This is a genomic window from Chryseobacterium sp. 3008163, assembly GCF_003669035.1.
Taxonomy (GTDB): Bacteria; Bacteroidota; Bacteroidia; order Flavobacteriales; family Weeksellaceae; genus Chryseobacterium.
In genome coordinates this window covers 837537-862034 of the sequence record NZ_CP033070.1, presented here as the reverse complement: position 1 = coordinate 862034, position 24498 = coordinate 837537, and the positions used below count along the sequence as shown (strand labels likewise).

The 24498-nt window shown below is 33.2% G+C and carries 22 protein-coding genes, 1 tRNA gene and 1 pseudogene; 9 read left to right on the top strand and 15 right to left on the bottom strand.

Annotated features, from left to right (window positions below):
* Positions 1-466 precede the first annotated feature (466 nt).
* Positions 467-919, top strand: coding sequence for a VOC family protein (locus tag EAG08_RS03755; protein WP_129534286.1), 453 nt, complete (start codon positions 467-469; stop codon positions 917-919).
* 375 nt (positions 920-1294) lie between these two features.
* Here the strand turns inward: EAG08_RS03755 and EAG08_RS23080 are convergent, their stop codons facing one another.
* Together EAG08_RS23080 and EAG08_RS21800 are read right to left on the bottom strand one after the other, a co-directional pair.
* On the bottom strand, positions 1295-1486 hold the full coding sequence (locus tag EAG08_RS23080) for a helix-turn-helix domain-containing protein (protein WP_410493305.1): 192 nt from the start codon (positions 1484-1486) through the stop codon (positions 1295-1297).
* Positions 1487-1664: 178 nt separating this feature from the next.
* The gene (locus EAG08_RS21800) at positions 1665-2150 is read right to left on the bottom strand and encodes a hypothetical protein (protein ID WP_228446752.1); all 486 of its coding nucleotides are present in this window, start codon (positions 2148-2150) and stop codon (positions 1665-1667) included.
* Between the two features lie 283 nt (positions 2151-2433).
* Here EAG08_RS21800 and EAG08_RS03745 point away from each other — a divergent pair, with 283 nt between their 5' ends.
* Both EAG08_RS03745 and EAG08_RS21260 read left to right on the top strand, forming a co-directional pair.
* A complete protein-coding gene (locus tag EAG08_RS03745; protein WP_129534285.1) occupies positions 2434-3273 on the top strand; it encodes an MBL fold metallo-hydrolase in 840 nt (279 codons plus the stop codon).
* 279 nt (positions 3274-3552) lie between these two features.
* Positions 3553-3723: a hypothetical protein gene (locus EAG08_RS21260; protein WP_164998517.1), complete on the top strand. Its 171-nt coding sequence runs from the start codon at positions 3553-3555 to the stop codon at positions 3721-3723.
* Between the two features lie 372 nt (positions 3724-4095).
* Here EAG08_RS21260 and EAG08_RS03740 read toward each other — a convergent pair whose 3' ends face one another.
* Genes EAG08_RS03740 through EAG08_RS03710 form a run of 7 tightly spaced genes read right to left on the bottom strand, consistent with a single transcriptional unit; the run spans position 4096 to position 9399 of the window.
* Entirely contained in the window at positions 4096-4743 is a 648-nt protein-coding gene (locus EAG08_RS03740) for a MarR family winged helix-turn-helix transcriptional regulator (RefSeq protein WP_129534284.1), read from the bottom strand.
* Positions 4744-4783: 40 nt separating this feature from the next.
* Positions 4784-5479: an SDR family NAD(P)-dependent oxidoreductase gene (locus EAG08_RS03735; RefSeq protein ID WP_129534283.1), complete on the bottom strand. Its 696-nt coding sequence runs from the start codon at positions 5477-5479 to the stop codon at positions 4784-4786.
* Positions 5480-5492: 13 nt separating this feature from the next.
* Complete coding sequence (locus EAG08_RS03730) at positions 5493-5774, bottom strand: TIGR03643 family protein (RefSeq protein WP_129534282.1); 282 nt, start codon at positions 5772-5774, stop codon at positions 5493-5495.
* Positions 5774-7252 (bottom strand): cryptochrome/photolyase family protein, encoded by a 1479-nt coding sequence (locus tag EAG08_RS03725; protein ID WP_129534281.1) that lies wholly within the window; start codon positions 7250-7252, stop codon positions 5774-5776. Before EAG08_RS03725 ends, EAG08_RS03730 begins: the two co-directional genes overlap by 1 nt.
* 19 nt (positions 7253-7271) lie before the next feature.
* Positions 7272-7415 (bottom strand): DUF2256 domain-containing protein, encoded by a 144-nt coding sequence (locus EAG08_RS03720; protein WP_129534280.1) that lies wholly within the window; start codon positions 7413-7415, stop codon positions 7272-7274.
* Entirely contained in the window at positions 7416-8738 is a 1323-nt protein-coding gene (locus tag EAG08_RS03715; RefSeq protein ID WP_129534279.1) for an ABC1 kinase family protein, read from the bottom strand.
* A 1-nt stretch (position 8739) separates the two neighbouring features.
* Positions 8740-9399, bottom strand: coding sequence for a TetR family transcriptional regulator C-terminal domain-containing protein (locus EAG08_RS03710; protein ID WP_129534278.1), 660 nt, complete (start codon positions 9397-9399; stop codon positions 8740-8742).
* 97 nt (positions 9400-9496) lie between these two features.
* On the opposite strand from EAG08_RS03710, the gene ribA reads away from it, so the two are divergent.
* Both ribA and EAG08_RS03700 read left to right on the top strand, forming a co-directional pair.
* Positions 9497-10087 (top strand): GTP cyclohydrolase II, encoded by a 591-nt coding sequence (ribA, locus tag EAG08_RS03705; protein ID WP_129534277.1) that lies wholly within the window; start codon positions 9497-9499, stop codon positions 10085-10087.
* A gap of 54 nt (positions 10088-10141) precedes the next feature.
* On the top strand, positions 10142-11575 hold the full coding sequence (locus EAG08_RS03700) for an SDR family oxidoreductase (RefSeq protein ID WP_129534276.1): 1434 nt from the start codon (positions 10142-10144) through the stop codon (positions 11573-11575).
* A gap of 312 nt (positions 11576-11887) precedes the next feature.
* On the opposite strand, the gene EAG08_RS03695 is transcribed toward EAG08_RS03700, so the two are convergent.
* Positions 11888-11961: transfer RNA gene (locus tag EAG08_RS03695), tRNA-Arg, on the bottom strand.
* A 47-nt stretch (positions 11962-12008) separates the two neighbouring features.
* Between EAG08_RS03695 and EAG08_RS03690 the strand changes: the two genes are divergently transcribed.
* Genes EAG08_RS03690 through EAG08_RS03680 form a run of 3 tightly spaced genes read left to right on the top strand, consistent with a single transcriptional unit; the run spans position 12009 to position 15787 of the window.
* Entirely contained in the window at positions 12009-13055 is a 1047-nt protein-coding gene (locus EAG08_RS03690) for an ABC transporter substrate-binding protein (protein WP_129534275.1), read from the top strand.
* 40 nt (positions 13056-13095) lie between these two features.
* Entirely contained in the window at positions 13096-13740 is a 645-nt protein-coding gene (mtgA, locus tag EAG08_RS03685) for a monofunctional biosynthetic peptidoglycan transglycosylase (protein ID WP_129534274.1), read from the top strand.
* 13 nt (positions 13741-13753) lie between these two features.
* Positions 13754-15787: a recombinase gene (locus EAG08_RS03680; protein WP_129534273.1), complete on the top strand. Its 2034-nt coding sequence runs from the start codon at positions 13754-13756 to the stop codon at positions 15785-15787.
* Here EAG08_RS03680 and EAG08_RS03675 read toward each other — a convergent pair.
* From EAG08_RS03675 to EAG08_RS03655, 5 genes are read right to left on the bottom strand one after another with little or no spacing between them, the layout of a single operon-like run.
* The gene (locus EAG08_RS03675; RefSeq protein ID WP_129534272.1) at positions 15765-16061 is read right to left on the bottom strand and encodes a hypothetical protein; all 297 of its coding nucleotides are present in this window, start codon (positions 16059-16061) and stop codon (positions 15765-15767) included. The genes EAG08_RS03680 and EAG08_RS03675 overlap by 23 nt on opposite strands.
* Positions 16062-16065: 4 nt before the next feature.
* On the bottom strand, positions 16066-17145 hold the full coding sequence (recF, locus tag EAG08_RS03670) for a DNA replication/repair protein RecF (RefSeq protein ID WP_129534271.1): 1080 nt from the start codon (positions 17143-17145) through the stop codon (positions 16066-16068).
* Positions 17142-17447: a type II toxin-antitoxin system RelE/ParE family toxin gene (locus EAG08_RS03665; protein ID WP_129534270.1), complete on the bottom strand. Its 306-nt coding sequence runs from the start codon at positions 17445-17447 to the stop codon at positions 17142-17144. Before EAG08_RS03665 ends, recF begins: the two co-directional genes overlap by 4 nt.
* Positions 17432-17749: a hypothetical protein gene (locus tag EAG08_RS03660; protein ID WP_129534269.1), complete on the bottom strand. Its 318-nt coding sequence runs from the start codon at positions 17747-17749 to the stop codon at positions 17432-17434. Before EAG08_RS03660 ends, EAG08_RS03665 begins: the two co-directional genes overlap by 16 nt.
* Before the next feature lie 12 nt (positions 17750-17761).
* The gene (locus tag EAG08_RS03655) at positions 17762-18466 is read right to left on the bottom strand and encodes a hypothetical protein (protein ID WP_228446751.1); all 705 of its coding nucleotides are present in this window, start codon (positions 18464-18466) and stop codon (positions 17762-17764) included.
* Between the two features lie 78 nt (positions 18467-18544).
* Here EAG08_RS03655 and EAG08_RS23075 point away from each other — a divergent pair.
* Positions 18545-24491, top strand: a pseudogene (locus EAG08_RS23075) (alpha-2-macroglobulin family protein).
* The last annotated feature ends 7 nt before the right edge of the window (positions 24492-24498 follow it).

Genomic DNA, 24498 nt, shown 5'->3' with positions numbered 1-24498 from the left:
TTGAAAGAACTATCTTGTGAATAACATTCTCTTCTCTTTTTTAAAACTTATGATCTCAATTTTTAAGGCATGATACGATCGTTTTGATGAAACCTAATGTTTACAATATAATTTTTTTCAAGACTGGCTAATTTGCAGCTTATAAGATCTACTTAATATAACAGCCAGCACATCATAAAAACTTCATAAAATAATTACAAGTAGAATAAACAGCATATATATTTCAGTTATTCAATATAATGATGCAATATCAGCTGTATAATTTTTCTGGTATGCATGTTAAGATATATAATTTTGTTATTGCGAAAATAAACTCCAAACTGTTTTAAATACATATTGCAGAGATTCGAAAACAAAATTATACTTTTGTATAGCTTAAAGAACAAAAGATTTTATCACACCAGGAAATAATAAATTGAAAAAATGTTAGCATTAATAACGCTTCGAACAATATAGTCAAATTTATATGATAAAAATAAAGTACGCTCATACCAACATAATAACGAAGGATTGGAAGAAACTTGCAAATTTCTATGAAATCGTATTTGATTGCATACCAGTTCCACCTATACGAACCTATCAAGGAGAGTGGCTTGACAAAGGCACCGGTGTTGTAAATGCTGATATACAAGGGATGCAATTACGTTTACCCGGCTATGGCGATAATGGACCAACACTCGAGATCTATCAGTATTCCAAAATGATAAATGCTGAAAGACACATTGCTAATCAAAAAGGATTTGGACATATTGCATTCCATGTAGAGGATATTGCCGGACTTTTAGCATTAGCATTATCGAATGGAGCATCGAAGATTGGAGAGCTAAGCGAACATCATTTTGATAATAAGGGTGTGTTTAAGTTTATTTATATCTCGGATCCTGACGGAAATATAATAGAACTCCTAAACTGGAGTTGATATTGATTTAGCAAGCGTGGATATTGACACCGAACGCTTTTTGGTTTAAATTCTTCAGTCATCATCCAGTTTAAATCGCATTATTGTGCGAGAGATTTCGAGCTAAAAGAGATTTTCGGACAGGACAGTTTTCGTCGCAAATATTAATTTCGCTTAAATCCATTGATATAACGTATTTCTTACCTTTTGGTATGTGCTTGATTATGTGTGTTGTACAGGTGTAAAGGTAAGGCTAAAATGTTCTATAGTCAAATTTCAGCATGAATTAAATGGAATCCTGTTGCTCAAAGAGAAAATTTACATCTTTTATCAGATTCTTCGCTATTGACTAAATATGCAGTTTCAATAGTTATTATAAATCTATTTATAATAACTTTACATTGTGCTTAGACTTTCCAGATATGCGGAGGTAGTCATTCCTGTCTGCATTTTAAAAAATCTCATCATATGCCCCGGTTCAGCGTAGTTCAAATCAAAGGATATTTCTGAAACTGTTTTATTAGAGTAAACTAATCGATCTTTTATTTCAGCCAATAAGCGCTGTTTTAGAAGTTCTGTAGCAGTCACATTATATTGTTTCTTGATTGCTTTGTTAAGGGTGATCCTGCTGATATTTAATAAAACGGTGTAATCTTCAATATTTTTTTCTGACAGATGTGTTTCTCAAGAAGAGATTTATATTGTACTGCGTAATTTTTATCATCCTTCTCAATCATCAAATGATTAGCAGATGCATACCGTCGGTTTATGGTTTGTAAAAGGTAGTATAGGATCGATCTGATGATGTGAACGCTGTCTTTTTTGTGTCCACAAGTTCAGTTTTAATTTCTGCAAGAAATTCATTGAACCTTTTCATTTCAGAATCACTCACATTGAGACGTAACTCGTGATTGAGCTGATAAAAGAACAGCATTTTGTGAGTGAAAAATTTATCAGAAAAGAATTCATTCAGAAAGTCTTCCCTGAATATTAAAGTTTTGAACTCAAGCGCTTGTTCCTTAATTCTCCAGGCTCTTTTCTGAAAGGCTGAAATAAAAACAATGGAATTATCTTGTATATCAATTGTTTGATCATTGATTTGCACCTTACCCTTTGCTTTCGTAAAAAAAACAACCTCAAAATAGTCGGTATTGTGGGCATCAGTCTGTAGATAATTGATGGTGTCCTGATTTAGAATATTGATGAAAAAATCTACGCCACATTCTGTCTTGTGAAAATTGATGGTTTGCATGATAACTTTAATTAATTCAAATGTACAATGAAAACGCTAGTTATCAAAATGACATCAAAGCTATCGGCCAAAAGTAAATTTTCCCTATTTCCAAATTTCCATTAAATATTGAAAATTTAAGATAGCGAAAGTTGCGGATGAGAACCAGTTATCAGAATGGTAGTAATTAATGCAGTTTAGATATGTTAAAAATATGATGTTATTCAGAAATTTGCATTTGTTCTTATTTCATCAAAAATTCATCATAAAAAAATAAAATAATTAATAGAATAAAAGAAATATTATGAAAAAAGTAATTTTCGCAATGGCGCTTACCCTGTCATCTGCTTTATTGTTTGCGCAAGTCAATTCAAAAACAAAACCTACGGTGCAATTGGTTAGAAATGCAACCTTGTTGATTGATTATGCCGGAAAAAAAATATTGGTCGACCCCATGTTATCACCAAAAGGAACTATTGATTCTTGGGCAGGAATTCAGAAAAACCCTACGGTGGAGCTCACAATGCCCATAGAAAATATAGTGAAAAATGTTGATTTGGTGATTGTAACGCACACTCACGAAGATCATTTTGATAAGCCAGCAAGCAGCAACCTGAATAAATCTGTAGAACTAATAATACAGCCTGCTGATAAGGAATTTTTTAAAAAAGAAGGTTTTACAAATGCAACGGTTGTAGAGGATAAGAAAGTATGGAATGGCATCACAATCAATCGAGTAGAGGGAAAACATGGTTCTGGTACAGTATTGGAAATGATGGGGAAAACATCTGGATTTGTTTTGCAAGCAAAGAACCAGCCAACCATTTATATTGTAGGAGACACAATATGGAATGATGATATTAAAAATGACATTAAAAAATTCAAACCAGATTATATTATTGTTAATTCAGGTGGCGCACGTATCAAAGGTTTTGAAGACATCCCAATCATTATGAATGAAATGCAGACCATGGCATTAATAGCTGCAAGTGGAAAAGCAAAAGTAATAGCAGTTCACATGGATGCTTTGGACCATTGCTTCACAACTAGAGCTATTCTGAAAAAGAAAGCTACCGATTTGAAGATAGGAAAACATAAATTAATCATACCCGAAGACGGAGAAAAACTGACTCTTTCTGTTTAATTGACCTTGCTTTTCATGAATTATAGAAATAATTAGATAAATTTTGTTTATGTAAAAGTTATCAAAATGGTAGTTTAAACGACTGTTTTGATACTTTAAAATAGACATGAGAATTCTAATATTGATTTAAAAAAAATACTTTATGAGCAAGACAGCATTAGTTATTGTAGATATTCAAAATGATTATTTTGAAAATGAGATTTAGAATTAGTAAACCCGATTGAAGCAAGTAAAAACGCGGGTAAAATACTTTAATATTTCAGAAATAAAAATTTACCGTTGGTACATGTTCAGCATTTATCGGCCGAAAATGAAAGTCCAGTGTTTGCCGTAGGATCGGAAGGCGTAAATATTCACGATAACGTAAAATCTTTGGAAGGTGAAAAAATTGGTTCAAAAATACTACCCGAACAGTTTCAGAGAAACAAATCTTTTACAATATTAAAGTAGATTTACTAAGATGATAAAAAATGCTAATCTGGATTAATCTGGAAGATAAAGCAAAAAAAATGGCTCAATTTGGAATAAATTGGAGCCATTTGGACGTTTGTGAACTTGACAGGACTCTATTCAAACCATTTATTAGCTGATATAGATAATGTTTTGATGGTATTAACTGGTATTTAGGTTATAAAAATGAAATCAGAAAACTGTCTATCTATATATGATAATTTTCTGATAAATAAAATCATATCATAATATCTTCTTTTCATAAATAACCTATTGAAAATTAAATTGGTACATTTAAATATATAGTTACCATATTATAAATAGAAAAAAAAAATGATTTATTTGACCAAGTGAATTGTTACAGTTTTAAATTTATCCAAAAACCTTTACAATCGTTTCAATATCTGTGCTTTTATAATCGGTATATATATGAGAATGAAATTCATTAAGTTTTTTCAAAATCCTCAGAAGTTCATTCTTCTCATCTTTGTCAAGCTTTCCGGATAAAAGTTTTGATGTTTGGTTGACTTTTGCTACCGATAGATGAAATGTTTCATCACCCTTTTTGGTCAAATTGAGTCTTTTGCTGCGCTTATCGTCTAAGTCATTTTTTTCTTCTAGAAATCCTGCTTCCAAAAGTCTTTTGATGATTTGAGTTCCGGTTTGTTTTTCGTGTCCGTTTTTTTCGATCAACTGAATTTTTGTTAAAAAAGGTTCGTCTTTCAAGCGGTACAGATAAGTAAATTCTTCATTCGCTAATTCAGGAAAATCTCCTAACCCTTTTCTGATCAGTAATTTAGAGTATCGTCCTAATAAGAGAACCTGTTTGCAAATTTCATTTTCGGTAAATGAAACCTGATGTTTTTCATTCTTAAAAAGCTTGGTCGGACTTTCGTCGGAATATTTTTTATCATTCATCCACACCCGAAAATCGTCCACAGTCGAGTTATGTTTACACAGATCAGAATTTTCAAATTCTTTGACTTGATGAAGTAATTCTATGATAAAATCAGTTTGCATTGCTGTAATTTATGGTAAAGATATTAGTTTTTGGGAATGGTTACAATTTGATGTTACTCATTCCGCCGTCAATCCCGATGATTTGTCCTGTAATCCAAGATGAATTTTCAGATAATAAAAACTCAACCATTTTTGCGATTTCGTTCGCATTTCCAACTTTTTGCAACGGATGTCTCTTTCCCGAAGCTTCTCTTTTTTCAGGTGTTGAAAGAAGTTGTGAAGCTAAATTAGTATCCGTTAAAGAGGGAGCAATGGCATTAACTCTGATTTTCTGAGCAGACAATTCTGCCGCCAGACTTTTCGTTAAACCTTCAACAGCACTTTTACTTGCAGAAATCGAAGCGTGAAAAGGCATTCCTAATTTTGCAGCCACCGAACTGAACAATACAACAGAAGCACTTTCCGACTTCTTCAAATTAGGTAACAGCTTCTGAATCGTTTTCACCGCACCCAAAACATTGACTTCAAAATCATTCTTAAAATCTTCAATCGAAAGCCGGTTAAATGGTTTTAAATTAATACTTCCCGGCGAATAAACCAATCCGTCAATAACTTCAGGGAATGTAATTTTATCCAGATTCCCCGAAATGATATCTATCGGATGAAATTCAATATTTAAATTTTCAATTTCAGGATTTTCTGTTCTTGAAATGCCGATTACATTGTAGTCCGACAATATTTTTGCAGCAGCAAATCCAATTCCCTGTCCGCAACCGATAATGACTATGTTTTTCATTTTTCTAATATTTTTACCGTTTCGAAATTTTATTATGACTTATCATCCGTTGTCTAGTGCACTTAAATCTCTCAATTTCATGATTTCTCTTCATAAGATGTTTCTGGCTAACTCCCGAATTCACTCTCATTCTCCAAAGTCTAAAACTCGAAGGTTTCAATTCTCTTCGCATCACGTCAATCACTTCAGATTCAGAAATTCCAAACTGAAATTCTATTGCTTCAAACGGCGTTCTGTCTTCCCAAGCCATTTCAATGATACGGTCTGTCTGTATTAAATTAAATTTTTTCACAATTATTTTAAATTTTTAATCGTGTGCTGTGCGATTTTAAAGTGTTCAGATTTTTTCTCATCCGTCATTTTATCCAAAGTTCGCAACATCATTCCCAATCTCGGATTTGTTTTGAAAAATTCTCTGTTATCATTCACAAAATTCCAAAAGAGGGCATCCCATTTTTCCGTCCAGCCGTCATCAGAGTAATCGCTCATCTTTTTGATATAATTGCTTCCGCTGATGTACGGTTTTGTACTCATTTTTCCGCCGTCAGAAAAGCTGCTCATCCCATAAACATTCGGAACCATTACCCAATCGTAAGAATCGATGAACATCTCCATAAACCATTGATAAACGTCGTCTGGATTGAGTTTCAACAGATTCATAAAGTTGGCGAAAATCATTAATCGCTCGATGTGATGCGCATAACCACTTTCCAAAACCTTCAAAATTGTGCTGTCAATCGGTTTAATTTTAGTCTTTCCAGTATAAAAAGATTCGGGTAGTGGGTTTTGATGTTTCCAATAATTTTTATTCCGCTGAAAAGTTCCCTGATAGAGGTAAATCCCCCTCACAAATTCTCTCCAACCTAAAATCTGACGCACAAATCCTTCCAGAGAATTGATGGGGATTTTATATTCGTTCGCATATTCAATAGCTTCTTTCAAAACGTTTTCAGGAGTCAAAAGTCCAATGTTTAACAATGGCGAAAGCACGCTGTGATGCAGAAAATGTTCACGCTCTACGATACTGTCTTCATAGACTCCAAAATCGGCAAACCGCAGTTCAAAAAACTGATTCAACCAATTTTCAGCTTCCTCAAAAGTGACGGGATAGAGTTGATAGGAAGTTAAATTGCCATAATTTTCATTGAAATTTTTCTCCGTATAAATTTTTGCTTCATCATAATATTTGCTGTTTTGAGGAAAATGAACGGATGGTACTTTTTTGTTTTTAGGATATTTTTTACGGTTTTCTGTATCAAAAGTCCATTTTCCACAGATTGGTTTTCCGGCTTTCATTAGAATATTTCGGGAAATTCTTTGCTGTTTGTAGAAATCGGTTTGATGATAAGATTTTTTATCTTCAAAATAGTCTTTCAAATCTTCTCGGGTAATGATGAATAAAGAACTTTCAAGAATTTCTAATTTCAATTTCGTTTCCTTAATTCTCTTTTCAAGCCAATCGTCGCAAACATCCGTAATGAGAATTTCCTCAAATTCTTCTTTTTCTAAATGTTTAATTAAATTCCGAATATCAGAAAGTGGGGAAGTGCTTTCTATATATTGAACCTTGAATGTTTTCTTGGTCAGATATTCCTCATAAAACTTCATACTCCCCCTATGGAAGGCAATTTTCTGTTTGTGAAATTTGTATTGTTTGAAAAACAGAAACTCTTCCACCAAGAAAACCGGTTGATTTTTATCCAAATAATCCGTGTCTTTAAAAAGCTGATGCGGAAATATCAATTGCGCCGTACTTAATTTTTTGGATGGCATATTTTTCAAATTTTAATATTTAATCTGAAGATTTTAAACATTTAGTTCTTCGGCATTTTTCGCTGCAATATTTTACGTCGTCCCAATTTTTCTTCCACTTTTTCCGCCAATTGAAGGGAAATCCGCAGACTTCACAAATCTTTGAAGGTAAGTTGGCAGGCATTTACTGAATGAAATTTTTGTATTGATTGATAACGATATTTTTGGCTCTCAAATCGTGCATCATATTGTATAAACCGAAGAAAGTTCGGTTCAGATAAATAAAATGTTTCGAACCTCTGTTTGTGTTCATCCCTTTCATATCACTAAGTTTCGCATATCTCTGACCCAAATCTGCAATTTCCTGAAAGAACGATTCATCAGAAAAATCAAAAATTTCTGCGTTGAAAGGTCTCGTGAATAATTCCAGCAATTCGTAGAATAATTTTGTAAAAAAAGTCTGTTCCTGAGGCGAATCATCCGAACGTAAAATCTCTAGTTCGAACAGCTTTTCTCTGAAAATCTCAGGATTATTTAGATTCTCTTTTTTAGCCAATTCAAAATAAGGTTTATAAAAATCATCCGGAATTTCCTTGATGCAACCAAAGTCAATCACAAGCAATTTTTTATCCTCCGAAATCAGGAAATTTCCGGGATGCGGGTCAGCGTGAACCTGCTTCAAAACGTGCATTTGGTACATATAAAAATCCCAAAGCGTCTGTCCGATTTTGTTCAAATCTTCCTGAGAATTATCTAATTTTGTGAATTCTGAGAAATGTTTTCCGTTCATCCAATCCATCGTGATAATTCTTTCACACGAAAATTCAGGATAATATTTCGGAAAGTCAAGATTCGGAAGGTGGTTGCATTTTTCCGAGATATCCTGACTTCTTTTCAATTCAAGATTGTAATCAGTTTCCTCAAATAATTTGTTTTCAACTTCCTGAAAGTAAGATTCCGATCCTTCTTTTTTGATATTGAACATCTTCATCGCAATCGGTTTTACCATTTTCAGATCACTGGAGATGCTTTCTCTCACTCCGGGATATTGAATTTTAACAGCAAAATTTTGATCACCTTTTTTGGCTTTATGAACCTGACCAATACTTGCTGCATTCACAGATTCCGTTGTAAAGTCGTCAAAAATTTCTTCCGGATTTTTACCAAAATATTTTCTGAAAGTTTTTTTAACCAGAGCTCCCGAAAGTGGCGGAACGGAAAATTGCGACAAAGAAAATTTTTCTACATAAGCCTGTGGAAGGATGTTTTTCTCCATACTTAACATTTGCGCAACTTTCAAAGCGGAGCCTTTCAATTCTTTCAGAGAATCGTAAATGTCGGAAGCATTGTCTTCATTTAAAGTCTTCAACGCTTCGTCTTCGTTTTTGTCTTTCGTAATTTTATTACCGTAATATTTGATGTAATTAACGCCAACTTTTGCACCCGCTTTCAGCAAACTGCTCGTCCTTTCTAATTTCCCTGTCGGTATTTTATCGAGTGTTTTCATTTTAACTTTTTCTGAATTTTTCTTTAAATAAAAATTTTCCTAGATCTACAACTTTTCGCAAAGGTTCATTATCCATCAATTCGAATCCTGTATCAATCGTTTTTTCGATGAAAATATCAGTTTTTTCAAATGATGGCGAAGTGTCTTTTTTCCAAAACTCGATGGCGGAAACCAAATGAATCCACAATGCTTCTTCACGAGCTTTTTCGTGGAAATTTTTCACATCATCTTTCGCTTTTTGAATCATTTCCCAATCGTTGAAATCAAAAGTTTTGATAAAATGTCGATGCGTTTCCTTTAGCTGATTCAAGATTTTTGCTGAATGTAATTTGTCTTTTCCCAAAATCATCAAAACCAAAGAACGGTTCATTGTCATATTTTCAAAAAAGATGAAATAGACGTTCAGAAGTTTTTCTTTCGAAGTGATTTCATCAGAACTGTTAACTTCCGAAGCCAGTTCTACAGACTTATTGAAAAGATTGACCAACATTGATTTTTCAATCTGTTCAAAGCTTGAAAAGTAATCGTAAAAGTCTTTTTCCTCGAACTCATTGTCTTTTGCGAAACGGTAAATATTTTTTGGTCTCTCTCCGTGATTCAAAATGTAATCGCCGTACAATTCAAATATTTTATATTCTGTAATTATATTTTTTTGTTCCATTATTGATTTTATTTATCAACAAATTTAGTAATTAATTTTACTAATTAAATAAATAAAGTATAAATTTGTACTATATCAATAATTCAATCTATAACTAATGTTGAAAATACAGGCTCAATCTAATATACCAACCGATTTTGGAATGTTTACCGTCTATGCATTCTCAGAAAATGAAAATGACTGGAGTCCACATTTGGTCTGGGTTGCTGAAAAAACAGATTTTAATGATATTATTAATGTACGTTTCCATTCGGAATGCATTACGGGAGAAGTTTTTCATTCCAGAAAATGTGAATGCGGTCAACAACTGGATGCCGCAATGAAATTTATGTCGGAAAACGGAGGAATAATTATTTACCTCAGACAGGAAGGTAGAAATATCGGAATCATCAATAAATTAAAAGCTTATGCCCTTCAGGAACAAGGTCTTGACACGGTAGAAGCTAATTTGAGATTGGGTTTGCCAGCAGACGGGAGAAATTTTGATGTGGCAATAGAAATGCTGAAAATTCTTGAAGTCTCAAAAGTAAATTTACTAACCAATAATCCTGAAAAACTGAAAGCTTTCAACAACAGCGGGATTTTGCTCAATAAAAGAATTCCTTTGGAAATTGAATCAAATCCTACCAATGCGTCTTATCTTACGACAAAGAAAGATTATTTCGGACATCTTTTGGAAAAGCTTTAAATTAAAGTGTAAAATCATTAAAAATTTCTTTAACTGATTCAAAATTAATCTTGTATGAAAAAGATTCTATTAACAGGAGCAACAGGTTACATCGGTAAAAGGATGATTAGCGTGATTACCGAGCAAGGCTACAAAGTGGTTTGCTGTAGCCGTGATGTCAGCAGATTTTCTAAACCTGCAGGCATTGATGATAATTTAATTGAAGTTATCGAAGTTGATTTCTTGAAAGAGGAGACTTTAAAGAATATTCCGGCTGATATTTCGGGCGCATATTATCTGATGCATTCAATGAGCACGAGTGATAATTATGAAGAATCAGAGAAAATTTGTGCGCAAAATTTTGTTTCAGCCATTGAGAAAACTGAGTGCGAACATATTATCTATTTGTCTGGATTGGTCAATCAAAAAGAATTATCAAAGCATTTGAACTCCAGATTTAATGTAGAGAAGATTTTAATTGAATCTAAAATTCCAACAACAGTTTTACGAGCTGGGATTATCATCGGTTCCGGAAGTGCATCTTTTGAAATCATCAGAGATTTGGTTGAGAAATTGCCGATAATGATTACGCCTAAATGGCTCACTACCAAATGCCAACCTATTGGTATTGCCAATGTTTTGGATTTTCTAATTTTTACTCTTTTCAAAAAAGAAACTTACGGTAAAAGTTTTGATATTGGTTGTGATGATGTCTTGACTTACAAAGAAATATTGCTCGGTTTTGCGAAAATCCGAGGTTTAAAAAGAACAATTGTTACGTTGCCGGTAATGACACCAAAATTGTCGTCGTACTGGCTATATTTCATTACTTCAACCACTTACAGTTTGGCAAGTTCGCTTGTTGGAAGTATGAAAATTGAGGTGATTTGCGACAAAGAAAGTTTAGCAGAGATAAAAAAGATTACTGGAGTAAAGCCATTATCTTACGAAATGGCATTGCAAAGGACATTAGCAAAGATTCAGGCCAACGAAATACGTTCGAGCTGGAAGGACAGTTTTGTCAGTAGTAGAAATGATTCTTCACTCAAAGAATTTATAGAAGTGCCGCATTTTGGCTGTTTCAAAGACGTTAGGAGTGAAAAATACGATGATCGGGAAAAATGTCTGAATCGTGTGTTTGGTCTTGGAGGAAAAAACGGTTGGTACGGACAAAGCCTTTGGAAAGTCAGAGGGTTTTTGGATGTTTTGGTTGGTGGTCCAGGTTTGAGAAGAGGAAGAACGCATCCAACGCAACTTCACGAAGGTGATGCTTTGGATTTTTGGCGTGTGCTTTATGCCAGCAGGGAAGAAGGTAAATTGATTCTTATTGCTGAAATGAAACTACCTGGAGAAGCTTGGCTGATGTTCAAGTTATATAAGGGCAAACTCTGGCAGAAGGCAGTTTTTCGACCAAAAGGATTGTGGGGAAGATTGTATTGGTTTTCTGTATTGCCTTTTCACGGATTAATTTTTAAAGGAATGTTGAGAAAATTGGCTGCGGACCATTAAATGAGTTTAATTCATAAAAAACCTTTTGAACACAGGAAACGTAGATTTCAGCAAAACCCTTTATGATAGTGTTATTGAAGGTAAATAATAATCATCCCTAATTAGAAAGAGGCCTTTAAAAATATAATCTATTTGATACATTTAAGTGTATAGTTCCTATTTTTTTTATACATCCAAATATATTATTGCCATTTCTTATTTCCTTAAAATAGATTTGCTAAAACAATAAAAATCCTGATCTGGATTATTCTGGAATCAAAAAGCAAAAAAAATGGCTCAATTTGAAATAAATTGGAGCCATTTGGACGTTTGTGACCTCGACAGGATTCAAACCTGTAACCTTCTGAGCCGTAATCAGATGCGCTATTCAGTTGCGCCACGAGGCCTTGTTTAAAGGTTTGCAAATATAAGACTTTTTTAGTTTCTTTGAAAGATGAAACTGAAATTTTTATTCATTATTGCATTTTTATCGGTAATCTCCTGTAAACAAGAGACAAAAATATCATCATCTGATGTTGTTTCCTTGTCTTCAAAACTGAATTTTAGAGAAGATAAGGGCAATCTGCACTTAGAATCAGGAAAATTTAAATATAATTTTAAAAATAATCAGCTTCCTTTTAAAAAAGTGATTCTGCTAAATTCAAGTTTGCTCGGTTTTATTTCTGAGATTGGAGCGGAAAACACGGTGATTGGAGTCTCCAGTCCTGAGTATATTTATTCTTCAAAAATTAATGATTTAGTTACTCAAGGGAAAATTCAAAACGTCGGAAACGAACAAAAGTATGATGTTGAAAAAATCATTTCTCTAAAACCCGATGCAATTTTCACCAACTATATTGCAAGTTTCGATAATACCTATCAACTCCTGAAAAACAACGGAATTCAGGTTATATTCTTAGATGAATATATGGAACAGAAACCATTGGAGAAAACTGCTTATCTTAAACTTTTCGGAAAACTTTTCGGAAAAGAAGAATTAGCAGAAAAAAAATATTCAGAGATTGAGAAAAATTATAACGAATTAAAAAAATTAGCTTTAACATCAAAATCACAACCGAAGGTTCTAGCAAACGAAATGTATGGCGATATTTGGTATTTGCCGGGCGGAAAAACTTTTACCGCAAATTATATTGCTGATGCTAATGCTGATTACATTCTTAAAGGAAATACTGAAGAAAAAGCAGTAACTATGAGCTTTGAAGAAGTCTATGCAAAATCAAAACAAACTCAATATTGGGTAAATGTAGGCAATCATCTTTCAAAACAAGAGTTATTAAATATCAATCCATTTTACGGTAAGCTTGAAGTTTTCAATAAAGGTAAAATATATGGCGTGAATGCAAAAGAAAAGCAAAAAGCCAATGATTTTTTTGAAACCGGAGTAGTGCGCTCTGATCTTATTCTGAAAGATTATATAAAGATCTTGCACCCAGAGCTTTTGCCCGATTATCAGCTGACTTACATGAAAGAATTACAATAGGTCTCAGGAATTTTATATTTTTGCAGTAGTTTTTTAGCTTATGTGGAAGAAAATAAAACAATTCATTTTCATCGTTCTTATTCTGAACGTAGTATTTATCATCTGGGGGAGGTTTTTTAATCCGCCCATCACTATTACACAAATTGGTGGACTTTTCGAGTACGGAAGGCTTAATCGTGATTACATTTCTTACGACGAAATGGGAAGTAATGTGAAAAAAGCCGTGATTGCATCAGAAGATCAGAAGTTTTTTAACCATAATGGTTTCGATTATACAGCGATTGAAAAGGCGATGAAAAACAACGAAAAAGGCAAAAAAATTCGTGGTGGAAGCACCATTTCCCAGCAAACAGCAAAAAATGTTTTTCTTTGGCAGGGCAGAAGCTGGATCAGGAAAGGGCTGGAAGCAATGTACACTTTCATCATCGAAAAAGTTTGGTCAAAAGATATTATCCTGGAAAGATATCTGAATTCTATCGAAATGGGGCAGGGTGTTTTCGGGGTTGAAGCAGCTTCACAATACTATTTCGGAAAATCTTCAAAGGATCTTTCCGCTTCAGATGCAGCTTGGATTGCAGCAGTTTTGCCAAACCCTAAAAAATATGATCCGAAAAATCCTTCAGCCTATTTGAGAAAGAAACATAACTGGATCTTGAGACAAATGAGAAATGTAAGTTTGAAATAGTATCTTTGTACTAATGAAATTTCTCAGTTCAAGTACAAAAAATTTTGAATCTGTTCTTAAAAAATATTTTTCTTTTAAGAATGAAACCCTTTCTCTGGAGCCTTTTGCAGAGTTTTTGGAAAGTATAAAGAAAGCCGATTTTACCGACGTTCTCAATTATTTTAAGGCAAATCCTACTATAACTCATCATTTCAAATACTATATAAGCAATATTTTTGAAGGCAGACCTTTCAATTTATCATTAACTGAGGCTAATATATTATCTGAAAATGCTTTTTTTCCTGAATTAAAAAAACGAATTCTTAATAAAGTTTTGCCTCCCGTAGAGAATGAAAAAACGGTTTGGTACATGGTCGACAATATCAGTTTCAGACCCAAAAAAGATCTCGAATACCTCCATAATCTTCCGGAAAATGAGATGGATGAGTTTTTAGAGATTTTAGGAATTTCAGATTTTATTCAAAAACCCAAAGTCAAAAGAGAACTTATTTTCTCGATGAATATTCTCTCATGGCGTGTTACGGGGATGGCATTGGATGTTGAGGTTGTAAGAATGGCTCCCGAATACAGAAATTTTGACAACCCTTTTTTAGCATTACAAAAAGAACTTGAAACGTTGGCTGAAGAGTTTAAAATCAATCCTGACATCCAACTAACTTCTAAAGACAGCAGATACAAACAGATCAAAATTTACACGGAACAATGCCTTGATTTTGTCAATATCGCATTTAAAAATTCATCGAAGTACGGGATATCAGGGAAAATTAATCAGGCACTTTTAAAAATTCGTCAGCAGACTCAAAGAATTTATGAGATTGTACAATTGTTGGTGATTGATAATGACGCAGATGTTATTATTAGATCTAAACAATTGATGTTTAATATTTTGAGTTATAAATCTCATAAGAATAACATCTCTGAACTTTTCAACGACAGCACGAGAATGATTTCTCATCTCATTACGAATCATACTGCCGAAACGGGAAGTCACTACATCACTTCCAACCGCAAGCAGTACATGAAAATGTTCTACAAAGCGAGTGGCGGTGGAATTATCGTAGGAGCTTTGTGTGTCTTAAAAATGTTGTACGGTTTTATGCCGGGAAGCGACTTTTTCCATGCGTTTTTATATTCATTAAATTACGCAATGGGATTTGTGATGATTTATCTGATGGGTTTTACATTAGCAACAAAACAACCCGCAATGACCGCTGCAACGATGACTAAAGTTCTTTCTGAACAGGGAAATTCGAAAAGAAATAATACCGAATTTGCTGATTTGGTTTCCAAATTATTCAGAAGCCAATTTATTGCTTTTGTCGGGAATGTTTTATTGGCTTTTCCGGTTGCGATGGCAATTATTTATGGATTAGATGTGTTTTTCTCACAAAATCTGGCGGTTGAAAAATCTGAAAAATTATTGAGAGATTTAGATCCATTTAATTCTAAAGCAATTCTTCATGCAAGTATTGCAGGTTTTTATCTTTTCATTTCTGGGATTATTTCCGGGAACATTGGAAATAACTCTATTTTCTTTCAGATTCCGGATAGAATTGCAAAAAACCAGTCGATCAAAAGAGTTTTTGGGGCAAAATTTGCCAAAAGCCTTTCAAAATATTATGCAAAAAACTGGGCGGGAATTGTTTCTAATTTCTGGTTCGGTGTATTTCTTGGAGCTACGGCGCCTATTGGTTTGTTCTTCGGATTAGATCTCGATATCCGTCACATCACGTTTGCTGCAGGAAATTTTGCATTAGGTTTGTATGGGAAAGATTTCAGTGTAGATTCTTACACGTTTTGGTTGGCGCTGCTTACGGTTTTCATTATTGGATTCTTCAACTTTTTGGTGAGTTTCAGTTTGTCTATGTTTTTGGCGTTTAGATCACGAAAGTTGAATTTTGGTGAGGTTAGTGAGATTTATAGAGAGATTTTTAAATATTTCTTGAAAAACCCATTGAAGTTTTTCATACCGTTGCGTTCTACTTTTGATCATAAAACGTCTAATATGATGCAAAATACAATTCCTACAAAATCTGAAGATCAGTAAATTTTTCTTCCCCAAATTTATCCTGAAACTTTTTTAGATAAAAGCTTTTTCTCATTTTAAAATCATTTTTCAATAGTGGAGAATCAATTTTAATCATGATTATTTTATCTTCAATATTTACGCTTTCAATTTCATTAAATAAACTTTCATCCAGATATTCTTCAAGAAAATCTTTGATTTCAAAAGCCACTAATTTATCTTCAAAACCATAAATTCTTGCAAAAGATTTTACCAGTTCTGAAGATTGGAACTCACGTTTTTTATTTCTCTTCATTACCTCAAATCTCAAATATTATACTTTCCTCATTGATCTTTTTCACTACACTTTCTGTACGGTCTCTATGCGTATCTGTAATAAAAATCTGCCCGAAATTCTCCTGATTGACCAATTTTATCAACTGAGCAACACGAGTGTCATCTAATTTATCAAAAATATCATCCAATAAAAGAATCGGAGTTTTTCCGGTGAGTTCTTTTATTAAACTCATTTGAGCTAATTTTAATGAAATTAAAAACGATTTTTGCTGTCCTTGTGATCCAATTTTTTTAATGAGAACACCATCCATTTCAAAAAGTAAATCATCTTTGTGGATTCCTTTTGAAGTGTAGGTAAGCATTCTGTCGCGTTCCAAACTACCTTTTAATAAATTTTCAAATGATTCCTCCAATAAATGAGATTCATAAATTACAGAAACAGTTTCTTTTCCACCGGAAATGATCTGATAAAAATTCTGAACGATAGGATTTAGTTTGGCTACAAATTCTCTTCTTTTTTCAAAAATTTTTGTTCCTGATTTTGTGATGGGTTCGTCATAAATTTCTAATGAATCTTTATCCCAAGTTCTGTTTTTTGCAAAATATTTCAACAAAGCATTTCTCTGTTGAATTGTTTTCTGATACTGAATTAAATCAAAAAGATATCCCGAATCGGTCTGAGAAATCATAGAATCCAGAAACTTCCTGCGACTTTCCCCGGAATCTGAAATCAGATTTGAATCGTAGGGAGAAATCATGACACTAGGTAAATAACCAATGTGATCTGCCATTCGATCGTAGCTTTTGTCATTTTTTTTAATGACTTTTTTCGCTTCTTTAGGCTGAGAGATTTTAATGATATCTTCGCTGCCATCATTTTGAATTTCAGCATCGATAGTAAAGAAATCTTCGCCATTTTTGATATTGTTGGTATCGGTATTCCCCAAGAAGCTTTTTCCTACAGAAAGATAGTGCAAAGCATCAAGGATATTGGTTTTTCCGGCACCGTTATTTCCCACAAAACAGTTGATTTGCGGCGAAAACTCAAACTTTTTTTCAGAATGGTTTTTAAAATTGTAAAGGGTGAGTTTGTTAATGATCATAATCCTAAAATTTTTTCGAGTTTTTCAGGATTTTGTCGAGTATCAAAAATACTTAAGATTTCAATACTTTTTTCTGAGTTTATATAGATAATGTAATAATCTCTAATTAATCTTCCACGACATTCCGAACCACTTATTTTTAGCCCAATTTCAGGATATTCCAAAATCATTAATGCTATTTTGTCAAAAAGTTCATTTAGTTTTCTTGAATATTCTTTTGATTTGTTTCTAGTGTTCCAATATTCTAAAATATCTTTTCGTTGGCTTTTTGAAAATTCTGTCCATTTTAATCTTTTAGCCATTCTTCAAAATATTTTTCTACTTCTTCATTGTCAACAACACGCCCGTTTTTTACATCATCCATTCCTCGCTCAATCATTTTCATTATATAATCAGGCAAAACAATTTCTTCTTCTTTAAAATATTCTTCTACTTCTTCATCGGTCATCGGTTTTTCGGAGTTGTAAAAAGAATTGGGCTCAGCAACAGAAAAATCAGAATTTTTATGATTCCAAAATTCCCATAGACTCAGAATCTTTTCCCGATCAGTACTTTCGCTGATCGCTCTGAGTAATTTATTTTGAATAGTTTCAAAAGATTCCATTGCTGCAAATTTTTAGTAAAGGTAAAACTTTTCAAACAGAATTAAAAACAAAAGCGGTAAGCCGCAACAGCTCTCGATCCAAAAGGAAAAATAAGAATCTTTGTTTGAGTGTTTTGAAAAATAAATTAAAATAAAAGTAAAGATTGAGGTCAGGAAAAAGCTAATGGAAAATTGCGTTTTGAGATAAAAGACAGATGAAACTGCTGAAACGAAAACCAATATGTAAGCTAAATATTTAGTGTTCTGAACTCCAATTAATTTCGGAAAGGTCCGAACGGTATCACTTTTCATATCCCGGATATCAAAAGGTAAAACAAGCGCTGTTACAAAAAAGAAACTGATGAAAAATATAGGGAAATTAAATTCAGGTAAAGTAAGCCAAGCATTGACCAATGCCCAGACTAAACCCACATAAAATACTTTCAGCAAAGGAATCTTGCGGATATAGGTTTCCAGAAAAAAACTATTGTACAGTAATCCTAAAACTACAATGATACACCATTTTACCAGACGTATTTCGTTATGATTAAAGATGATTAAAGCGGCAGAAATAGTTCCTGTAATAACATTCAGCAAGAAAATTTTGTAAAAATATTTTGTGTTTTGATACTTTGTATAAAGATATCCGCTGAAATACGTGATAAATATCAAAAGCACAGAAGGAAAACGGAATGTATTTTGCTCAAACATGAAAAATACTGCAAAAAAAGTTCCCATTAAAGAGACAAAAATTTGACTGTCGATAACAGTTTTTTTCAGTACTTTTAAGCAATTCATTTAGTAAAAATAACACTTATGCAAAGATATTCAAAGATTTTGTTCCTATTCCTTTTGTTGTTGAGTTTTTCATTGGTTTTTTCGCAAAACTATTATGATCAGCAATGGAAAAAAGTACAAGAAAGCACGGGTAAAGGAAATTTTAAATCTACTCTGCCTACTATTTTAGACATACAAAATCACGCCATGAAAGAAAATAATGCTCTGCAACTGATCCGTTCTTTGAAAGCGGAATTTAGTATTGTGAATCAGACTTCAGATGATGATGAAAATGATTCGGCTTCAAAATTTTTTGTAAAACTTCAAAATGCAGAAAAGAACCTGAAAGGGGATGATCTTTTGGTGTATAAAGTTTTGTTATCCGGTTTTATGTTCGATTATTACAATGAGCATTCTTGGCAGATTAACGGAAGAACGAACATGAATTCTCAGGATGTTTCGCAAATTGAAACATGGAGTAAGCTTGATTTTAAAAACTATTTAAGCAAAAATCTTAAAGAGCTTGACCAACAAAGCCAACCAATGAAAAAAGTGTCTTTTGCAAAGTATAAAGATGCTTTTACTAATACGAATGATATTGCATATTTCCCGACTTTGCTGGATTGGTACTCGTTAAAAAAAGTGAGTTTTTTATCGGATAATGGATTGTTCACAAAGAATGAACTGACCGAAAACAGAAATACAATCAATACAATTTTTGATGAATTGATCACTCAGAATTCAGGGAATTCTAAGTTGTATTTTATGCATCAGAAGTTGTCTGAGAATTGCCAGTTTACCCAATGTAAAGATAAATTAGAGCAACTTCAAAATTTAGTTAAATCGAATATTGATGGCGATTACAAAGTTCTCGTGATAGAAGAAATCATGAATGAACTAATCATTAAAAACAAACAAAAAGAAGCTTTAGCAATAGGAAATCAGGCAAAAACACAATATCCGAAATCTCCTTTCATTGAAAATATTAAAAATAAAGAAAATCAGATTGTTAATCCTTTTTAAGTATAAAATATGAACAGCAAACCCAGCCGGATAAACCTATTCATTTGGTTGCGGAGTTTAAAAATGTCAAAGAATTTTCAGTGAATATTTATGAAGTGAAAGATAATCTTCAATCATTCATGCAATATTCAAGAAATCCTTATAACGATGCGTATTCTAAAGTGAAAAAAACGTTGGTGCGAAAAGAAGTTTTTCAATTGAATGATCCTCAAGATTATCAGCTTCACAAAACGTCATTGGAAATTAAACCACTTTCATCAGGGATTTACGTTGCAGAATATCAGGTTTCAGGAGCAAAAAGTGATGATGAAAATAGTAATCAGAATTTTTATTTTTTAGTTTCAAATCATAAGATTATCTATCAATCTAAAAATGATAGAAATCAACTTTCTAATGAGTTGAAATTGGTCAATGCTGAAAATGGGAAACCGATTAATAATGAAAATCTGACTTTTCATGAATTTGTACAAAACAAAACTTTAAATAAAATTGCAGGTAAAACTGACGAAAAAGGAGTTTTCAAATTTCCGAATACCGCAAGTACAGATTACTACAGAACATTTTTAATTCAACAACCGAAAACGAATGACTTTCAGATTATGGAAGTGTATGGCAATCGCGGAAATGCTGAAGGCTATAATCCCAATAAACAAACCCGTACAAAAGCACAGATTTTTACAGACAGAGCCATTTACCGACCAGGTCAAACGGTTTATTTTAAAGTAATCAACACTAAAATAGACAAAGAAATTGAAGCTGTTGCGTCTGGATTGAAGCAGAAAATTACATTACTTGATGCCAATTCTCAGGAAGTTGTGGTTCAGAATTTCACGACCAACGAATTTGGTTCTTATCACGGAAGTTTCGTTTTGCCTAAAGGAAAACTGAATGGTCAATTTTTCATTCAAACCGACGGCGGGACGAATGGTCATAGGTATTTTCAGGTAGAAGAATATAAACGCCCGAAATTTGAAGTCACTTTTGAACCTGTAAAAGATGAATATAAGTACGGACAAACTATCGAGCTGAAAGGAAAGGCAATGATGTTTTCTGGAGTTGCATTAAGCAATACAAACGTCAATTATGAAATCAAAAAACAAAACATCCGTTGGAGATATTTTCCATGGTATCCCAACGATAACGATAATGAGAACTCGATTCTTGGAGATGTGAAAACAAATGAGAAAGGAGAATTTATTATAAAATTAGACTTAAAAAAGATGAAAAATTAGAAGGGATTCAAATTGATAATTACCAGATCAGTGCTTCGGCAACCGACATCAATGGAGAAACGCAAATGGCAAACACCAATCTGAAAGTTGCCTCAGTTTCTCATTACATCAAAACTGATGAGATTAAAAATACTTTTGCCGACGAAAATGTGAAAGTAAAAGTTGAAACCAAAAATTACAACGAACAAAATCTAAAAAAATCTTATCAGGTGAAATTATCAAAACTGGAAGCTCCAAACAGGATTTTCAGAAGCAATTTTAAACATGAAATTCAGAATCTTCCGAAATTTTCTAAAGAAGAATTTATCAGCAAATTCCTTCACGATTTGTATGATAAAAATGATGAAGTTAAAAGCTGGAAATCAACAATCGTTTTTGAAAAAATTCAGCAACCAACAACTGACAACCAAAAACCGTCAACTAACCTCGATTTAGGAAAACTGGAAGCCGGAGATTATGAACTAGAATTATATAATATTGAAGGTAAAGACACGATAAAATCAACACAAAACTTCAGTGTTTGGGATAAAAAATCTTTGAAACCTAATCAGAAAACTTTCTTAACAGTTTTAGAACCGAAAAATGAATTTTCAAGAGGCGAAAAGGCGAAAATTTATGTGTATTCTGCAATTCCTGATGCTTTGGTGAATATTTTTGTGCAGGATGGTTCAGGAGAAACAGTTTCTGAAGTTTACAAATTCAACAACGGAATTTTAGAATATTCTGTTGATATTCCTAAAGATAAAAATGTCAACAGTTTGAATCTTCAGTTCCAGATTGTGGCATTCAATGATGTGCAGACAGAAATTGTTGATTTAAAAATAAAAGATAGCGAACAAATTTTAAAAATTGAAACCACAACTTTTAGAGATAAAATAGAACCGAATTCTAAGGAAAAATGGTCGGTAAAAATTTCAGGAAATGCTAGAGAAAAGATCAATGCTGAAGTTTTGGCAAATATGTACGATATGTCTTTGGATCATTTTGCTATGAATAATTTTTTCTGGGAACAACTGTACTCACCATTTTCAATAACATCTTCTTATCGTATTGGTAATAATCTTGAAGAAAAATACTTCCAAAGCAGAATGGAATATTTTAATGGGAAATATGTAGATGTTCCGCAGTTTAATTGGTTTGATAGAAATGTAATGTATGAATTGCAAGGCAGAGTAGCAGGGGGTTCTGTGAAAAATAGCGCTGCTCCAGCACCAATGGTCGCAGCAAAAAGATCAAGTTCTCCAACAATGAAATTAGAATCTGTGAGAACGGACGATGCTGCAATTGATATTTTGAATTCTGGAAGACAATTAACTGAGCAAGAGAAAAAAGAGTATACAGATGTAGCTCTTGATGAGAATGGATTGCCGATTATGGAAAAAATGGATGAAATCCCAGTCCGTCAAAATCTAAACGAAACCGCATTTTTCTATCCTGATTTAAAAACAGATTCCGATGGAAACGTCAACTTCGAATTTACTTCTCCCGAAGCTCTAACTAAATGGAAATTAATGTTCTTAGCGCATACAAAAGACGCAAGAGCTGCAACATTGGAAAAAGAAGTGGTGACACAGAAAGAATTTTCAGTTACTCCGAATTATCCAAGATTTTTGAGAGAAGGCGATGAGTTGAATCTTCAATCTAAACTATCCAATTTAACCAGCAAAAAGTTAAACGGTTCTGCACAACTGCAGATTCTTGATGCTTTCACAAACGAAGATATTTCTGAGAAATTTGGGTTGAGTTCGTTGACTGCAGTTTCCGGTTATAATAAAGAACAATCTTTCTCATTAGACGAAAACGGAAATTCATCGTTAACGTGGAAAGTAAAAGTTCCGAATAACGTTTCATCAATCATTCTGAAAGTGGTTGCAAAAGCCGATCAATATTCTGACGGCGAACAAAAAGCAATCGCCATTCTTCCAAACAGAATGTTGGTTACAGACGCTTTGCCAATTTTTGTGAAAGAAGGCGAAACAAAAACTTTTGTTTTAGAAAACCTTAAATATACCAATTCAACGACCTTATCGAATTTATCAAATACTTTGGAGTTGACGACGAACCCGATTTGGGAGATTATGTTTGCACTTCCAAGTTTGAAAAATGACCAGAATAATTCTGCAGATGTTATTTTCAACAAATGGTTTGCCGATGTTTTGGCTTCGGAAATTTTTAAAGCCAATCCGAAATTGAAAACTGTTTTCGAAGAATATCAAAGCAAAGGATTGTTAAATTCAAATCTTGAAAAAAATCAGGAACTGAAACAACTGTTGCTGGATGAAACTCCATGGGTTCTGGAAAGTAAAAATGAAGATGAACAGATGCAGAAACTGGCATTGTTGTTTGATGTCAATACGATGAAAAATTCAATCAATCAGGATTGGGATGATTTTAAAAAGCTTCAAAATCCTGACGGTGGTTTCTCTTGGTATCAGGGCTATCCGAGTTCGTATGGAACGTCGCTGTATATTCTTAAAAATCTTGGAAAAATCAACGTTTGGTTAAAAGATAATGTGAAAGATTATCAATCTTCAGAACAAAAAGAATTGGTTTCGAAATTGGTTCAATATGTTGATAATGAAATCAATAAATATACTGATGTCAAGAAAGAAAACGTCATCAACAATTGGACTTTAGACTATCTCGACACCCGAAACTATTGGGAAAAACAATATCCGTTAAAAGAAAAAGGAGCAACCTTAAAATCTTTGGTAAAACAAAAAGCCAAAACAACAAAAATCACTGATTTTACATTCTTCGGATTGCATCGTTTAGCTTTGTTGATGAGCGATTATGGCTTGAAAGATGTTTCAGATAAACTATTAAATTATTTAAAAGAAACTTCAGTAGATTCAAAAACACAAGGCATCTACTGGAAACAAAATCTTGATGATTGGGGCTGGTTCAGTTCTAAAGTAGTGAATCATGCAGGAGCTTTGGAAACTTTCAATAAATTGAAACCAAATGATCAGAAATTCATCGAAGACCTGAAAATCTGGTTAATCACGCAGAAAGAAGTGAATTCTTGGGGAAGTTCAAGAGGAACTTCGGAAGTAATTTTTACGATTTTAAATTCAGGAAAATCATGGACGTCAGCAGACAGCGACAAAGCAACCATCGTTTGGGGCGGAAAAGAATTAAAACCGGAAACTCAGGCGACAGGTTATGTAAAATTTACTTTGAAAACCGATGTTTTAGATAAAAATTTAGCCACGGTAACCGTTACAAAACCAGGCGCAGGAATTGTTCAGGGCGGATTATTCTGGCAATATTATGAAGATTTAGATAAAATAAAATCTTCTGAGAATTACATATCCATAACGAAAGAATTGTATAAAAAAATCAAAACCGTCAATGGTGAAGAATTGCAAAAAATATCTCCTGAAACTCCTTTGAAAGTTGGGGATAAAGTGACGGTAAGAATGATTTTAAATACCGATCGTGCGATGGAGTTTATTCATATCAAAGATATGCGAGCTGCAGGATTGGAGCCTCTAGATGTCATTTCAGGTTATCAGTGGAAAAATAATTTAGGATATTACCAGTCGACAAAAGATGCGTCTACCAATTTCTATATTCAGTACATGCCGAAAGGGAAATATGTTTTTGAATATGATTATGTTGCGAATGCATCCGGGAAATTCTCGAATGGAATTACAACTATGCAAAACTATTATGCACCGCAGATGAATGCTCATACGAAAGGCACTAATGTGAAAATTGTGGAATAGTTTTTGA

What these genes read in the sequence shown, in the direction of transcription:
- EAG08_RS03675 (WP_129534272.1), bottom strand. Translation starts at nt 16,061, where the DNA reads ATGAAGAGAAATAAAAAACGTGAGTTCCAATCTTCAGAACTGGTAAAA.
- EAG08_RS03660 (WP_129534269.1), bottom strand. Translation starts at nt 17,749, where the DNA reads ATGGAATCTTTTGAAACTATTCAAAATAAATTACTCAGAGCGATCAGC.
- ribA (WP_129534277.1), top strand. Translation starts at nt 9,497, where the DNA reads ATGTTGAAAATACAGGCTCAATCTAATATACCAACCGATTTTGGAATG.
- mtgA (WP_129534274.1), top strand. Translation starts at nt 13,096, where the DNA reads ATGTGGAAGAAAATAAAACAATTCATTTTCATCGTTCTTATTCTGAAC.
- EAG08_RS03720 (WP_129534280.1), bottom strand. Translation starts at nt 7,415, where the DNA reads ATGCCTGCCAACTTACCTTCAAAGATTTGTGAAGTCTGCGGATTTCCC.
- recF (WP_129534271.1), bottom strand. Translation starts at nt 17,145, where the DNA reads ATGATCATTAACAAACTCACCCTTTACAATTTTAAAAACCATTCTGAA.
- EAG08_RS03715 (WP_129534279.1), bottom strand. Translation starts at nt 8,738, where the DNA reads ATGAAAACACTCGATAAAATACCGACAGGGAAATTAGAAAGGACGAGC.
- EAG08_RS03745 (WP_129534285.1), top strand. Translation starts at nt 2,434, where the DNA reads ATGAAAAAAGTAATTTTCGCAATGGCGCTTACCCTGTCATCTGCTTTA.
- EAG08_RS03680 (WP_129534273.1), top strand. Translation starts at nt 13,754, where the DNA reads ATGAAATTTCTCAGTTCAAGTACAAAAAATTTTGAATCTGTTCTTAAA.
- EAG08_RS03735 (WP_129534283.1), bottom strand. Translation starts at nt 5,479, where the DNA reads ATGAAAAACATAGTCATTATCGGTTGCGGACAGGGAATTGGATTTGCT.
- EAG08_RS03755 (WP_129534286.1), top strand. Translation starts at nt 467, where the DNA reads ATGATAAAAATAAAGTACGCTCATACCAACATAATAACGAAGGATTGG.
- EAG08_RS03655 (WP_228446751.1), bottom strand. Translation starts at nt 18,466, where the DNA reads ATGGGAACTTTTTTTGCAGTATTTTTCATGTTTGAGCAAAATACATTC.
- EAG08_RS03690 (WP_129534275.1), top strand. Translation starts at nt 12,009, where the DNA reads ATGAAACTGAAATTTTTATTCATTATTGCATTTTTATCGGTAATCTCC.
- EAG08_RS03700 (WP_129534276.1), top strand. Translation starts at nt 10,142, where the DNA reads ATGAAAAAGATTCTATTAACAGGAGCAACAGGTTACATCGGTAAAAGG.
- EAG08_RS03725 (WP_129534281.1), bottom strand. Translation starts at nt 7,252, where the DNA reads ATGCCATCCAAAAAATTAAGTACGGCGCAATTGATATTTCCGCATCAG.
- EAG08_RS03710 (WP_129534278.1), bottom strand. Translation starts at nt 9,399, where the DNA reads ATGGAACAAAAAAATATAATTACAGAATATAAAATATTTGAATTGTAC.
- EAG08_RS21800 (WP_228446752.1), bottom strand. Translation starts at nt 2,150, where the DNA reads ATGCAAACCATCAATTTTCACAAGACAGAATGTGGCGTAGATTTTTTC.
- EAG08_RS03740 (WP_129534284.1), bottom strand. Translation starts at nt 4,743, where the DNA reads ATGCAAACTGATTTTATCATAGAATTACTTCATCAAGTCAAAGAATTT.
- EAG08_RS03665 (WP_129534270.1), bottom strand. Translation starts at nt 17,447, where the DNA reads ATGGCTAAAAGATTAAAATGGACAGAATTTTCAAAAAGCCAACGAAAA.